The 14,064-nt window shown below is 52.8% G+C and carries 15 protein-coding genes; 9 read left to right on the top strand and 6 right to left on the bottom strand.

What is annotated here, in order from left to right:
* Positions 1-46: 46 nt before the first annotated feature.
* Positions 47-256, bottom strand: coding sequence for a transcription antiterminator/RNA stability regulator CspE (cspE, locus tag HMPREF1144_RS01040; protein ID WP_004100146.1), 210 nt, complete (start codon positions 254-256; stop codon positions 47-49).
* Between the two features lie 195 nt (positions 257-451).
* Positions 452-1,021, bottom strand: a complete 570-nt coding sequence (pagP, locus tag HMPREF1144_RS01035) for a lipid IV(A) palmitoyltransferase PagP (RefSeq protein ID WP_004848766.1) — start codon at positions 1,019-1,021, stop codon at positions 452-454.
* A 296-nt stretch (positions 1,022-1,317) separates the two neighbouring features.
* Between pagP and dcuC the strand changes: the two genes are divergently transcribed.
* The 4 genes from dcuC (at position 1,318) to uspG (ending at position 4,773) form a co-directional block, all read left to right on the top strand.
* Positions 1,318-2,691, top strand: a complete 1,374-nt coding sequence (gene dcuC, locus HMPREF1144_RS01030; protein ID WP_004848762.1) for an anaerobic C4-dicarboxylate transporter DcuC — start codon at positions 1,318-1,320, stop codon at positions 2,689-2,691.
* Positions 2,692-2,783: 92 nt separating this feature from the next.
* Positions 2,784-3,578: a ribonuclease I gene (gene rna / locus HMPREF1144_RS01025; protein WP_004848761.1), complete on the top strand. Its 795-nt coding sequence runs from the start codon at positions 2,784-2,786 to the stop codon at positions 3,576-3,578.
* 155 nt (positions 3,579-3,733) lie between these two features.
* Complete coding sequence (rnk, locus tag HMPREF1144_RS01020; RefSeq protein ID WP_004848758.1) at positions 3,734-4,144, top strand: nucleoside diphosphate kinase regulator; 411 nt, start codon at positions 3,734-3,736, stop codon at positions 4,142-4,144.
* A gap of 200 nt (positions 4,145-4,344) precedes the next feature.
* Positions 4,345-4,773 (top strand): universal stress protein UspG, encoded by a 429-nt coding sequence (gene uspG / locus HMPREF1144_RS01015; protein WP_004100140.1) that lies wholly within the window; start codon positions 4,345-4,347, stop codon positions 4,771-4,773.
* A gap of 74 nt (positions 4,774-4,847) precedes the next feature.
* On the opposite strand, the gene ahpF is transcribed toward uspG, so the two are convergent.
* Together ahpF and ahpC are read right to left on the bottom strand one after the other, a co-directional pair.
* On the bottom strand, positions 4,848-6,413 hold the full coding sequence (gene ahpF, locus HMPREF1144_RS01010) for an alkyl hydroperoxide reductase subunit F (RefSeq protein ID WP_004848755.1): 1,566 nt from the start codon (positions 6,411-6,413) through the stop codon (positions 4,848-4,850).
* A 241-nt stretch (positions 6,414-6,654) separates the two neighbouring features.
* Entirely contained in the window at positions 6,655-7,218 is a 564-nt protein-coding gene (gene ahpC, locus HMPREF1144_RS01005) for an alkyl hydroperoxide reductase subunit C (RefSeq protein WP_002894394.1), read from the bottom strand.
* A gap of 867 nt (positions 7,219-8,085) precedes the next feature.
* Between ahpC and citR the strand changes: the two genes are divergently transcribed.
* The 3 genes from citR to HMPREF1144_RS00990 all read left to right on the top strand — a co-directional run bounded on the left by citR (position 8,086) and on the right by HMPREF1144_RS00990 (position 10,939).
* Positions 8,086-8,997 carry a DNA-binding transcriptional repressor CitR gene (gene citR, locus HMPREF1144_RS01000; protein ID WP_004848752.1) on the top strand — a complete coding sequence of 304 codons (912 nt, stop codon included), beginning with the start codon at positions 8,086-8,088 and terminating at the stop codon, positions 8,995-8,997.
* 104 nt (positions 8,998-9,101) lie between these two features.
* Positions 9,102-10,325 (top strand): phosphoadenosine phosphosulfate reductase, encoded by a 1,224-nt coding sequence (locus HMPREF1144_RS00995; protein ID WP_004848750.1) that lies wholly within the window; start codon positions 9,102-9,104, stop codon positions 10,323-10,325.
* Positions 10,310-10,939 (top strand): IbrB-like domain-containing protein, encoded by a 630-nt coding sequence (locus tag HMPREF1144_RS00990; protein WP_009651651.1) that lies wholly within the window; start codon positions 10,310-10,312, stop codon positions 10,937-10,939. The genes HMPREF1144_RS00995 and HMPREF1144_RS00990 overlap by 16 nt, the downstream gene beginning before the upstream one ends.
* On the opposite strand, the gene HMPREF1144_RS00985 is transcribed toward HMPREF1144_RS00990, so the two are convergent.
* A complete protein-coding gene (locus tag HMPREF1144_RS00985; RefSeq protein ID WP_161506339.1) occupies positions 10,940-12,085 on the bottom strand; it encodes a pyridoxal phosphate-dependent aminotransferase in 1,146 nt (381 codons plus the stop codon).
* 194 nt (positions 12,086-12,279) lie between these two features.
* Between HMPREF1144_RS00985 and mtnC the strand changes: the two genes are divergently transcribed.
* Together mtnC and HMPREF1144_RS00975 are read left to right on the top strand one after the other, a co-directional pair.
* Positions 12,280-12,969 (top strand): acireductone synthase, encoded by a 690-nt coding sequence (mtnC, locus tag HMPREF1144_RS00980; protein WP_004848743.1) that lies wholly within the window; start codon positions 12,280-12,282, stop codon positions 12,967-12,969.
* Positions 12,966-13,508, top strand: a complete 543-nt coding sequence (locus tag HMPREF1144_RS00975; RefSeq protein ID WP_004848741.1) for a 1,2-dihydroxy-3-keto-5-methylthiopentene dioxygenase — start codon at positions 12,966-12,968, stop codon at positions 13,506-13,508. Before mtnC ends, HMPREF1144_RS00975 begins: the two co-directional genes overlap by 4 nt.
* A gap of 143 nt (positions 13,509-13,651) precedes the next feature.
* Here HMPREF1144_RS00975 and HMPREF1144_RS00970 read toward each other — a convergent pair.
* A partial coding sequence (locus HMPREF1144_RS00970) for a molybdopterin dinucleotide binding domain-containing protein (RefSeq protein ID WP_042926756.1) occupies positions 13,652-14,064 on the bottom strand: 413 nt, incomplete at its 5' end.

Here is a 14,064-nt window from a genome sequence, read left to right as displayed (position 1 = left end):
AAAAAACCCGCCATAAGCGGGTTTTTATATTCTACTGACGCGTTGCTTAGATAGGCATTACGTTTGCAGCAGAAGGGCCTTTGGCACCGTTAGTGATTTCGAACTCTACGCGCTGACCTTCAGCCAGAGTTTTGAAACCGTTGGACTGGATTGCAGAGAAATGTACGAATACATCTTTGCTGCCATCTTCCGGAGTAATGAAACCGAATCCTTTGGACTCATTAAACCACTTAACGTTACCTTTAATCTTAGACATCAAAATTACCTTTATATGAAAAAATCGACACTAATACTGTGTCGGGTATCAGTACACCAATTGTGGTACCTTTTGTCCAGCGCAACTTTGCTAAAAAGTGATAAAAGTCTCTATCTTTTTGCACCGGACTTACGTTAGTCATTGTTTTTCAACAAGACAGTCCGCTTATCTCATTTATTGCTATAAAAAATCGCCTCAAAACTGAATGCGCGCCCAGGCAAAGTAAACGTTTCCGTTGTTATAGGTGCCCGGGATATAGGTCATCTGGAACGTGGCCGGGCCGTAACCGATAGAAGCCAGAGGCAGCACGACCGGAATCGGGATGTAGTTCCAGTTATCGCGCGCCGTCACGCCAAGCGTATAACCTAAACCCAGATGGAAATTATCGTCTGCTAAGGGACGCCAGGTTTTCTCCCAGCCATAGCCGCCGATAGGCTCCCACTTATTATAAGAGTCTTTGAAGGCCATCAAATAGATGCCATGCCAGTTCCCTTTATCATCCCAGCGCGAGACGCCGAAGCCGGCGCCCCATGGACGTTCGTTGTAGCGGTCCGTTTTCTCTTTGTCGTAGGCGAAACGGGCGTGCCAGGTCACCGCTGGGATGTAAAGATCATAGTGCTCAGGCTCATTCCAGGTCTGCGCGACGTTATCGCTTAGCGTATTGTAGCCGTCGCGAAGCGTCGAACTAAACGATGCATTAGCGGAGGTGGATGATAGCAGCAGGCCCAGGCATCCCAGAAACAACCCTATAATTCGACGTCGCATTACACTTTTCTCTTACCAGTAACATTTTTAAAGCGGAGTAAGATAACAAAGATAATCTTAATACTACCTTAACGGTATTAGGCAAACTCTTGATTTATCCGGTACAAAAAATCTGAAAATCTCTGGCGTCCTGGCTTTGACCAGGCGGGCATGGCACCGTCTGACAGGGATTCTCATCGATTTATTGATTTGCGTCAGCGAGTTTTGCCCGTTTTTTAGGCACATTCCCTCACTAAATTTTTTCTTCGTTTCATTTATTAGTAGATTCTTTGGGTTAATGGTTTAGGGGTAAAAGAATGCTTACGCTAGTAGAAATCCTGATTGGGATTGTGGTCATTGTGGGCGTCGCCCGCTATATCATTAAAGGCTATTCCGCCACCGGCGTGCTGTTCGTCGGCGGCTTAGTATTACTCATCGCCAGCGCGCTGATGGGGCATAAGGTTTTACCAGGCGACGTAAAGAGCACCGGTTATTCTGCAACCGATATTGTTGAATATATTAAGATACTGCTCATGAGCCGCGGCGGCGACCTTGGCATGATGATCATGATGCTCTGCGGTTTCGCGACTTATATGACGCACATCGGCGCCAATGACATGGTGGTGAAGCTGGCGTCAAAACCGCTGCGCTTCATTAACTCCCCCTATCTACTGATGATCGCCGCTTATTTCGTTGCCTGCCTGATGTCGCTGGCCGTCTCCTCTGCAACCGGTCTGGGAGTACTGCTGATGGCGACGCTGTTCCCGGTGATGGTCAACGTTGGCATCAGCCGCGGCGCTGCCGCCGCTATCTGCGCTTCTCCGGCGGCGATTATTCTCTCCCCCACTTCCGGGGATGTCGTGCTGGCCGCAAAAGCCGCCGAAATGCCGCTGATTGACTTTGCTTTTAAAACTACGCTGCCCATTTCCATTGTGGCCATTATCAGCATGGCGATCGCTCACTTTTTCTGGCAGCGCTATCTGGATAAAAAAGAAAACGTCGCCCATGAAATGCTCGATGTAAACGAGATAACCACCACCGCGCCCGCTTTCTACGCCATTCTGCCGTTTACGCCGATAATCGGCGTACTGATTTTCGACGGCAAATGGGGCCCGGAGCTGCACATCATCACCATTCTTGTGCTCTGCATGCTGCTGGCGGCGGTTCTGGAATTCTGCCGCGGCTTTAACACCAAAAATGTGTTCAATGGCCTGGAAGCGGCGTATCGCGGCATGGCTGACGCGTTTGCCGGTGTGGTGATGCTGCTGGTGGCCGCCGGTGTCTTTGCTCAGGGGCTGAGTACCATTGGCTTTATTAACGGTCTGATCTCTATCGCCACGTCGTTCGGCTCCGCCAGTATTATTCTGATGCTGGTGCTGGTCATCCTGACCATGCTGGCGGCGATGACTACCGGTTCCGGTAATGCCCCCTTCTATGCTTTCGTTGAGATGATCCCGAAGCTGGCGCACTCTTCCGGCATCAATCCGGCTTATCTCTCGATCCCGATGCTGCAGGCATCTAACCTTGGCCGAACCATTTCTCCGGTATCCGGCGTCGTAGTCGCCGTCGCCGGGATGGCAAAAATTTCGCCGTTCGAAGTGGTGAAACGGACCTCTGTCCCGGTGCTGGTTGGTTTGTTAGTGGTGATTATCGCCACCGAAGTTCTGGTTCCCGGCAGCGCAATCCGCTAACGCTGAAACCGTGTGAAAAGGCGCCTGTTGGCGCCTTTTTTATGCTTTAATAACTCAATATTATCAATGACCATTTGTCATCAGGAATAAAAATGTTCAGGAAGGATTTCGTTGCCATTGCCCTTTTGCTCAGCGCCGCCCAGGTCAGCGCAGATCCGCTGCTCGCCACGCAATACGGTGATTTTGACCGCTACGTGCTGGCTCTCTCCTGGCAAACGGGGTTCTGCCAAAGTATGCAAGACCGAAATCGCAGCGAACCGGAAGAGTGCCGCCTGCAGCAGGAACTCAGCAATAAAGCCGATTTCCTCACCGTTCACGGCCTGTGGCCGAGCCTGCCAAAATCTATTGCCGCGCGCGGGGTGGACGAGCGCCGCTGGATGCGCTTTGGCTGTGCGACCCGCCCTGTTCCCAATATGCCGGAAGCAAAAGCCGGGCAAAAATGTCGGGCGGCTGAAACCGGGCTCTCGCTGGAAATGGCCAATAAGCTTAACGGCGTGATGCCGGGTTCGGGCGGTAACTCATGTCTCGAACGGTATGAATATGCCAAGCATGGCGTTTGCTTTGGTTTCGATCCTGACAACTATTTCGGCACCATGGTGCGCCTGAACGGCGAGATCAAACAGAGCCATCTGGGCGCTTTCCTGGCCAGGCACTATGGGCAAACCGTTAGCCGGGATGACTTCAACGCCGCGGTTGCTGAGGCCTATGGAAAACAGAACGTCAGGGCTTTCAAGTTAACCTGCAACGGCAACCCCGCCTATCTGACTGAGATGCAAATCTCCATCAAAGCCGCGGCTATTAATGCCCCTCTCTCCGCTGATTCATTCTTACCCCAGCCCCATCCGGGGAATTGCGGTAAGCAATTTCTGCTGGATAAAGCCGGCTAGATTTCATACACCTTCGCTATGGTTCGTTGATGAATGTGCGTTTAATCACTTCAAACCACCAGCAAGTCTCAGTATGATGAGAGGACATTAACCCTTGCCATTTTCGGTGAGGGTTTTCTTTTACGGACAGGTTCCTGGATAACATGGAGTATGAGATGACCAGACCCGCAATTATCATTAATGAACTGGATGCAGAACGCATCGACAGGCTGCTGGAACAACCGGCTTTCGCCAACTCACCGGTAGCGGACGCGCTGAATCACGAGCTTGACCGCGCGCAGATGCTGGCCCCGGAAGCCATGCCGCATGATGTTGTCAGCATGAATAGCCAGGTCAGATTTCGCGATTTAACCACTGGCGAAGAGCGCATCCGCACGCTGGTTTTCCCGGCGCAGGTCACGGATAGCGCCACCCAGCTATCGGTGATGGCGCCGGTTGGCGCAGCCCTACTGGGCCTCAAAGTCGGCAGCACCATTCACTGGGAATTACCAGGCGGCACCTCAACGCACCTTGAAGTGCTGGAATTGCTGTATCAGCCGGAGGCCGCTGGCGATTTCCACCGTTAATCTCCCCGCTGCCTGAAGCGTTTCGCGCTTTATCCAGAGGATGTTACTGCATCCTCTTTCTGCATCTTTTCGCTCTTCTCCTCTCTTTTGACAAACTTTTACGCCGCCCTCGTACCGTTCTGACAATTTTGCGACCTGAATGGCACAATACTTTCCTATAATGTGTTGATATAAAAGCAGACGAACAAGGAGGAATGCATATGTATAAAACCATCATTATGCCCGTTGATGTCTTTGAAATGGAGTTAAGCGATAAAGCCGTTCGCCATGCGGAGTTTTTAGCCCAGCAGGACGGGGTTATCCATCTTCTCCACGTACTGCCCGGTTCATCAAGCTTCACAATGAGTCGTTTTACCGCCGATCTGCGCCGCTTTGAAGAGCATTTACAGCATGAAGCAGAAACGCGCCTGAAAACGATGGCCGGCCATTTCAGCATTGACCCGTCGCGAATCAAAATGCACGTCCGCTTTGGCAACGTGCGCGATATGGTCAATGAACTGGCCAATGAAATTAAAGCCGATGTGGTGGTGATAGGCTCCCGTAACCCTTCGATCAGCACCCATCTGCTGGGTTCCAACGCCTCAAGCGTGATTCGCCATGCGCATATTCCGGTGATGGTGGTCAGGTAGCACGTAAGGTAAAAAAAGAGGCTACCCCAGGGTAGCCTCTTTGCTGTGCAGGTTTGGTCTTACTTTATTATGAATTATGCAGTCTTAGTGCGAATCAGGTAATCGAACGAGCTCAAAGACGCCTTCGCACCTTCGCCGGTGGCGATAATAATCTGTTTGTACGGAACGGTCGTGCAGTCGCCGGCAGCGAAAACGCCCTTCACGTTGGTTTCACATTTCGCATCAATGATGATTTCACCCATGCGATTGCGCTCAATCGCGCCTTCCAGCCAGTTGGTATTCGGCAGGAGACCGATCTGCACGAAGATCCCCGACAGCGCCACGTGATGCTCATCGCCGCTCACGCGGTCGCGGTACTGCAGGCCAGTGACTTTGCTACCGTCGCCCACCACTTCCGTGGTCTGCGCGTTGAGAATGATATCGACGTTTTTCAGGCTGCGGACTTTATCCTGCAGAACCTGGTCGGCCTTCATTTCCGGCGCGAACTCCAACAGAGTAACATGTTCAACAACGCCTGCCAGATCGATTGCCGCTTCCACGCCGGAGTTACCGCCGCCGATAACCGCCACGCGCTTGCCTTTAAACAGCGGGCCGTCACAGTGCGGGCAGTAGGTCACGCCCTTGGTACGATACTGATCCTCACCCGGCACGTTCATGTTACGCCATTTCGCGCCGGTGGCAATGATAACGCTACGCGCTTTCAGCACCGCGCCGGAGGCGGTCTCAACCTGATGCAGGCCGCCTTCAACCGTCGCCGGGATCAGTCTGGAGGCGCTCTGAGAATCGATCACATCAACATCGTATTCGCTGACGTGCGCTTTTAATGCGCCAGCCAGTTTCTGGCCTTCCGTTTTGGGTACTGAAATATAGTTTTCAATATCAACGGTATCCAGCACCTGGCCGCCAAAGCGTTCACCCATCAGGCCGGTACGAATGCCTTTACGCGCGGAGTAAACGGCTGCCGCTGCGCCGGACGGGCCGGAGCCGACGATTAAGACATCATAGGCTTCACGTTTATTCAGCTCTTCCGCCGCGCGTTTTTCCGCGCCGGTATCCACTTTGGCAACGATTTCCGTCAGCGTCATGCGACCCTGACCAAATTCCTTACCGTTCATAAATACCGCCGGTACGCCCATCACGTTGCGTTCGGTGATTTCATTCTGATACGTTCCGCCGTCAATCGCCGTGTGCTTGATGCGCGGGTTCAGTACTGCCATCAGGTTCAGCGCCTGAACCACATCCGGGCAGTTATGGCATGAAAGCGAATAGTAGGTTTCGAATTCAAAATCACCGTCGATATTGCGGATCTGCTCCAGCAAGGTCTGCGCTTCTTTTGAAGGATGACCGCCGGTCCACAGCAGAGCCAGAACTAAAGAGGTGAATTCATGTCCCAGCGGAGAGCCGGCAAAGCGCGGCCCCTGGCTGGAGCCGGGGTTGGTAATCAGGAATGACGGCTTACGCACCGCCAGGCCGTTATCTTCTTTGAAAGTGACTTTATCTGACAGTTCAGCAATTTCAGCCAGCAGTTCCCTGATTTCTGCCGATTTAGCGCCGTCATCCAGCGTGGCAATCAGCTCAACAGGTTTGGTCAGCTTCTCAAGATAAGCCTTGAGCTGGGTTTTCATGTTGGTGTCGAGCATTTTTATCTCCTGGGCTTAAAACATCATCATGCAAGCGGCCTCGTCCAGGCAGCCTGAATACGCTTGCATCATGGTGTTGGAATGAAATGGGCGCCGGTGCGCCCATGACTGAAATAATTCCCAAAGTATTTCGCGTCAGAGCAAGGCGACTAGCCTGAGAATCCCCGGGAGCTTACTGAAGTAAGCGACCGGGGTGAGCAGGCGACGCCAACGCAGCTATGGCGTGAAAGGCGAAGGAAATTTAGATTTTGCCGACCAGGTCCAGAGATGGAGCCAGAGTCGCTTCACCTTCTTTCCATTTAGCCGGGCAAACTTCGCCTGGGTGAGAAGCTACGTACTGAGCTGCTTTGATTTTACGCAGCAGGTCAGACGCATCGCGGCCGATACCTTCAGCGGTAACTTCGATAGCCTGGATGATACCCTGCGGGTCAACAACGAAGGTGGCACGATCTGCCAGGCCTTCATCTTCACGCATGTTGTCGAAGTTACGGGTCAGGGCGCCAGTCGGGTCGCCGATCATCGCGTATTTGATTTTCGCGATGGTTTCAGAGCTGCTGTGCCACGCTTTGTGGGTGAAGTGAGTGTCGGTAGAGACGGAGTAAACGTCTACGCCCAGCTTCTGCAATTCTTCGTAGTGGTCTGCCACATCGCCCAGTTCGGTAGGGCAAACGAAGGTGAAGTCAGCCGGGTAGAAGAAGAAGACGCTCCAGCGGCCTTCAGTATCTTTCTCGGTAACTTCGATGAATTCACCGTTTTTGAACGCCTGGTTTTTGAAAGGTTTGATTTTGGTATTAATTAAGGACATCTATACTTCCTCCGTGTTTTCGTTGAGGTCTAAGTTAACGAATTTTTCCTGGCTCGACCAATGCGTTTGCATTATCGAATCAATAAGCGTTATCTAACAACCAGAACAAGACAACTTTGTGAACCTGTCAACGCGATGACAATCTTCAACCGCGTTTCGCATTATATGCGCTGAAAAGTAAAAAGGCCGCCCTCGCAGGCGGCCCCGTTACCTGAAACACCCGCAGGTAGGTTCAGCGCCAGTAGCTGGCAATGTGTTGCGCTCTACACCTTAATGTAACAGCTAAAGGATTACATCACCCACTGAACGAAAGGGCAATCCACGCGGCGGCAGGTCTTACCTATGGCTGTAATAGGTTTTACCGCCCCCCATACCTGTTCCGGTGATTTCCCCGGGCATAGCTATGTTGAATTGCCCGTCCTTTCTGACATGTTTCTCGTGCTACCGCGATTCAGCCTGCCCCCACTTCCGCTCTTCCACTCGTCATACTTGCCCACAGGATCTCGAGAAAGCGGGAAGATAAAGATATTGAATTCCCCCCTCGGTTGATAAACGATCGCGGCACCAACAACGTATCAGTAAATGACAATATGAATAACAAAACAGGCTTCAATAAGCGTTCGGGCTTCCCGTTAAAGAAAAACCAGAGATGATAAGCGGGGCAAGGCAAGCATTTATAAATGACCTCCTCCCCTGACTTTAGCGGTACAAAAGGTTCTGGTAGAATGCGCAACGCTGGTATATATTTAGATAAACTTAATGACTACACCAGCATTAAATAATAAGAAACAAACATTCACGCAATGAATATAACACGGATATATAATCAGTTATTTCCCTTACCGCCAGCTTAACAGGACGTTGATAATGGCTAATCTTTACGATCTCAAGAAATTTGATCTGAACCTACTCGTTATTTTCGAATGCATTTACCAGCATTTAAGCATCAGTAAAGCGGCGGAAACGTTATTTATTACGCCCTCCGCCGTCAGTCAGTCGCTTCAGCGGTTACGCACCCAGCTGAATGATCCGCTATTCGTTCGTTCAGGTAAAGGAATTACACCTACCACCGTAGGTGTAAATCTCCACCATCATCTTGAACAAAATCTTAATCAATTAGAACAAACTATTTATCTCACCAATCGTTCTGAATTAAAGAAACGTCTGGTTGTCTATGCGCCGCAGCTTTTTATAAACCCTAAAACAACCAGCCTGATCCATATGTTATTAGATGATTCAAACCTTCACGTTGAACATCATGACCTGCTGGCGTCCGGAGAGTCGGTAGAAAGCCTGTTGGCCTACCGTAAAGCCGACCTGATATTCAGCACCACCCCCCTGTCATCGCGAGCCACGGTGTGTAAACGTATCCAGGATTTGGATATTTCTCTGGTCTGTAGTGAAAATCATCCTCGGCTGGCATCGCTAACAACGACAAAAGCCATACTGCAGGAGCGCTTTACTTATTATATTTGTAGCGATCAGGGAACAAAGTCTTTTCAAAGCCAGGCGGCCGGCATACTGTCTGACAGGAAAATTTCTTTCAGCAGCGATTCATACATAGCAATCCTTAATGTTATTCAGCAAACTGATATTATTGGGTTTGTACCCACCTGTATTTTAGAGCACATCAGCTTCCATAATAAATTCAAGATTATAGAGGCGCCGTTTAAGATCCCCTCCATCGCTATTTATATGATTTACAATCGGGTAAACCTTGACGATCCAAACTTTGCAAACTTTATCGACGAGTGCCAAAAAAATAAGATCATTGAATAGTTAAAGCTATTTTATTTAATTGATGAATGATAACTAATCTCTTGATTAAGAAATAAATATGATATAAGTACACAGTATCTCTTAGCTTTAAAGGAATAATGGCAGTGTCTTTTATTAAACTTCCATTACCCGAGTCCGTTCTGCAGGCCAGTCAGCAGCGAATAGAATGGGTAATGGAAAACTTCTCCCGTATTTGCGTCTCTTTTTCTGGCGGTAAAGATTCTACAACCATGCTGCATCTCACGGCGCAGCAGGCCCGCCGTACAGGCAAAAAGATTTGCGTTCTGTTTATTGACTGGGAAGCTCAGTTCTCCTGCACCATTGCGCATTGCGAAAAGATGCGCGCAGAGTATCGCGACGTTATTGAGCAATTTTTCTGGGTCGCTCTGCCTCTCACCACCCAGAACTCTCTGACTCAATATCATCCCGAATGGCAGTGCTGGGAACCCGGCGCGCGCTGGGTGCGTCAACCGCCGGAGGACGCGATTACCGACCCCGGCTATTTCCCCTTTTATCAAGCGGGTATGAGTTTTGAAAGGTTCGTTCGCGAATTTGCCGATTGGTTTTCGCAAAACCGTCCCGCGGCGGTGATGATCGGCATCCGCGCCGATGAATCGTTACATCGGTTTATCACCATCTCCTCGCAGCGCAAGCTTCGCTTCGCCGACGATAAACCCTGGACCACCTCCGCGCCGGGCGGACACGCGTGGTACATCTATCCTATCTACGACTGGAAAACCGCCGATATCTGGACCTGGTTCGGCAAAAGCGGCCTTTCCTATAACCCGCTCTATAACCTGATGTATCAGGCTGGCGTTCCGCTGCGCTATATGCGTATCTGCGAACCCTTTGGCCCGGAGCAGCGCCAGGGCCTGTGGCTCTACCATGTGCTGGAGCCTGAACGCTGGGCCGCCATGTGCCAGCGCGTCAGCGGCGTCCACTGCGGCGGGGTTTATGCCGGTCACGATAATCAGTTCTACGGCCATCGAAAGCTGGATAAACCCGCGCAGCATACCTGGAAAAGCTACGCCCTGTTTTTACTCGACAGCATGCCGGAGAAAACGGCGGAACATTACCGCAATAAAATCGCCGTCTATCTCCACTGGTACCAAAAAAAGGGAATGATGGATATTCCGGACACGCAACCGGCGGATATTGGCTCTAAAGACGTCCCGTCCTGGCGGCGCATCTGTAAAGTTCTGTTGAACAATGATTACTGGTGCCGCCAGCTCTCTTTCAGCCCGACCAAAGCGACACAATATAAACGCTATCGCGAACGGATGAATAAAAAGCGCCAGCAATGGGGAATACTATGCAACGACAATTAATCCAGGATCTCGAACGCTATCTGCAATCGCTGGAAGATGAAGAGGAAAAGATTACTGCGCTTAACGCCTTTCGCCAGATTCTGCATGAATATAGCCCATTCAAATCACAACCGGTTGATTGTGTATTGTGGGTAAAACAGGACGCCGTTTTGCCTAATGATTACAACCCAAATAACCTTGCGCCACCCGAAAAAAGACTGTTGTTCACCTCGCTGGAAACGGACGGCTTCACGCAGCCCATTGTGGTAGTGAAACAGGATCAGGAGCGCTATTCCATTATCGACGGTTTTCACCGTCATGAGCTGGCGAGCGGCAGAGCGGCGCTGAAGAAACGGCTGAAAGGCTACCTTCCCGTCACCTGCCTGGAAAAGAGCAGCCCCAGGCGTGATTCTCTGATGGCCGCCACCATCCGCCACAACCGGGCGCGCGGACGTCATCAGATTCATGCGATGTCGGAAATCGTCCAGGAGCTGGCGCATCTCGGCTGGTCTGACGAGAAAATCGGCAAAGAGTTAGGGATGGACTCAGACGAAGTATTGCGCCTGAAGCAAATCAACGGCCTGGTGGAAATGTTCGGCGACCGTCAATTTTCTCAGGCGTGGACCGTTAAATAACTACAGACGACACAGTCGTTCCGCCGCAGCCAGCAGCGTGGCTGGCTGTTTGGCGAAGCACAGGCGTATCAGCTTATGCGGGAACGGATCGGCGCAGAACACCGACAAAGGAATCGCCGCGACGCCGATTTCGGTGGTTAACCAGCGGCAGAAGCTGACATCATCCAGATCCGAGACCGCGCTGTAGTCCGCCAGCAGGAAGTAGGTCCCTTCGCAGGGCAAAATGTCCAGCCGACTGGCGCGCAGCGCATCAATAAACAGGTCCCGACGCTCGCGGTAAAACGCCGGCAGCTGGCGATAGTGCTCCGGCTCACTGCGCAGCATATCGGCAATCGCCAGCTGAGCGGGCGTATTGACGGCAAAAGTCAGATACTGATGCACTTTACGCAGCTCGGCGCTAATGGCGGCAGGCGCCACGCAGTAGCCCACCTTCCAGCCGGTCATATGGAAGGTCTTGCCAAACGAAGAGACCGCCACCGCCCGCTCGCGCAGCTGCGGATGCGCCAGCACGCTGGCATGCCCTTCGGCGGCAAAGCAGATATGTTCGTAAACCTCATCGCTCAGCACATAGATTTCACGATCGGCAATCGCCTGCCACAGCGCGGCAAAATCTTCCCGCTGCCACACCGTCGCTGACGGGTTGTGCGGCGTATTGAGGATAACCAGCCGGGTTTTGTCGCTGAGGCTCGCGGCGAACTGCTGCCAGTCAACGCGAAAATGCGGCGGCTGGAGAGCAATTCGCTTCAGCACGCCGCCCGACAGCTCAATCGCCGGGGCATAGCTATCGTAGCTTGGGTCAAAGCAGATAACCTCGTCGCCAGCGCGCACCAGCGCGGTAATCGCCGCATACAGCGCTTCCGTCGCGCCGGCGGTCACGGTCACGTCGCTGTTGGCATCGGGACGGTAGCCGTACAGCTCTTCCGTTTTATCGACGATGGCGTCGCGTAGCGCGGCCACGCCGGTCATCGGCGCGTACTGATTCGCCCCCTGCGCCACGTGATACGCCAGACGCTCCTGCAGATAGCGCGGACCATCGAAATCCGGGAACCCCTGCGACAGGTTAATCGCCTGATGCTGCTGGGCCAGAGCGCTCATTTGGGTAAAGATCGTGGTGCCCAGTGAAGGAAGTTTACTCTCAGGAATCAGTGGCTTATTGCTCATTCTTTTTGTACCGTCCGTCATGCTGTTGTTGAAGCCACTATAACACGATGTTAATATTTGGCAATCAAGACGCTTAGACGTCTAAATGATAATGTTATTTCGCTTATGCTTATGAGTGGAAAACAGCGAGCAGCACAACGCCACCGTCAGCACGACCTACCGCTCACTCTGGAGAACTCATGATCCGCGCTATCGTGACCGATATTGAAGGCACCACCAGCGACATTCGCTTCGTCCACAACGTCCTCTTCCCGTACGCTCGCGAACGCCTGGCCGGCTTCGTGACCGCCCAGCAGTTTGTCGATCCGGTAAAGACCATTCTCGATAACCTGCGCGAAGAGATCGCCCAACCGGCGGCCAGCGTCGAGCAGCTTATTGCTACCCTGTTCGCCTTTATGGATGAAGACCGCAAATCCACGCCCCTCAAGGCGCTCCAGGGAATTATCTGGCGCGAAGGCTACGTCAACGGCGACTTCACCGGCCACCTGTATCCTGACGTCCTGCCGGCACTGGAAAAATGGAAGTCACAGGGTATTGATTTATATGTATATTCCTCAGGCTCCGTCGCCGCGCAGAAATTGTTATTTGGCTACAGCGACGAAGGTGATATTACTCATCTGTTCAACGGCTATTTCGATACCCTGGTAGGCGCCAAGCGCGAAGCGCAGTCCTACCGCAATATTGCTGAGCAGCTGGGACAGCCTCCTGCCGCCATCCTGTTCCTGTCCGATATCCATCAGGAGCTGGATGCCGCCGAAGAGGCCGGCTTCCGCACCCTACAGCTGGTGCGCGGCGACCGTGACCCGGCCAGCCACCATCCGCAGGTTCAGCGTTTTGACGATATTCACCCGGAGCAGATCCCAGCATGAGCGCATTAACCATTTTTTCCGTGAAAGACCCGCAAAACTCTCTCTGGCACAGCACGAACGCCGAAGAGATTCAGCAGCAGCTCAACGCCAAAGGCGTCCGCTTCGAGCGCTGGCAGGCCGACCGCGATTTAGGCGCGGCGCCAGCCTCAGAAACGGTTATTGCCGCCTATCAGCATGCGATTGATAAGCTGGTGGCTGAGAAGGGTTACCAGAGCTGGGACGTGATCAGCCTGCGTGCGGATAATCCGCAGAAAGAGGCGCTGCGGGAAAAATTCCTCAACGAGCATACCCACGGGGAAGACGAAGTGCGCTTCTTCGTCGAGGGGGCCGGCCTGTTTTGCCTGCATATTGGCGACGAGGTATTCCAGGTGCTCTGTGAAAAGAACGACCTGATTTCCGTTCCGGCACACACGCCGCACTGGTTTGATATGGGCTCGGAGCCCAACTTCACCGCCATCCGCATCTTCGACAACCCGGAAGGCTGGATTGCCCAGTTTACCGGCGACGATATCGCCAGCGCCTACCCGCGGCTGGCGTAACGCCGCCGTTTAAGCGGTAGCAAGTCTGCCATCGGTCTGAAACCGCTTTGCGCGCGCTTTCCCGGAGGCGGCGCATAACGCGCCGTGTCCGGGCTATCCGCCCGCGGAGGGCTTTGATTCCGTAAGCCGAGAATACCGGGCGCCTAACCCTGAATAAACCTCGGCGGGTCGAAAGCGGTCACCGGCGGCAGCGCCTCGCGCCATAGCTCAATTTCCACCCAGCAACTCTGCGCGCTACAGCCCTGCCCCAGTCGCGAACTGCCGCGATCCTCGGTCAACACGTTGGGATTGCCGTGCTTATCCAGAGACCCCTTTTCAGCCGGATCCAGCGGATCGTACCAGGCGCCGGTCGACATCTGCACCACTCCTGGCAAAATCTGCTCGCTGAGGTGCACCCCGGCAAGAATGGCTCCCCGGGCGTTATAAACCTTGACCACGCTGCCTTCGCTGATATCCCGCGCCTGCGCATCCTGCGGATGCATCCACAGCGGCTCGCGGCCCTGGATTTTCGTCGCCCGGCTCACGCTGCCGTGATCGTACTGACTGTGCAGGCGGG

Origin of the sequence: Klebsiella sp. OBRC7 (assembly GCF_000293135.1) — a bacterium.
GTDB classification, from domain to species: Bacteria; Pseudomonadota; Gammaproteobacteria; order Enterobacterales; family Enterobacteriaceae; genus Klebsiella; species Klebsiella michiganensis.
The sequence above is the reverse complement of the archived record's forward strand: the minus strand, read 5'-3'. Positions and strand labels throughout refer to the sequence as shown.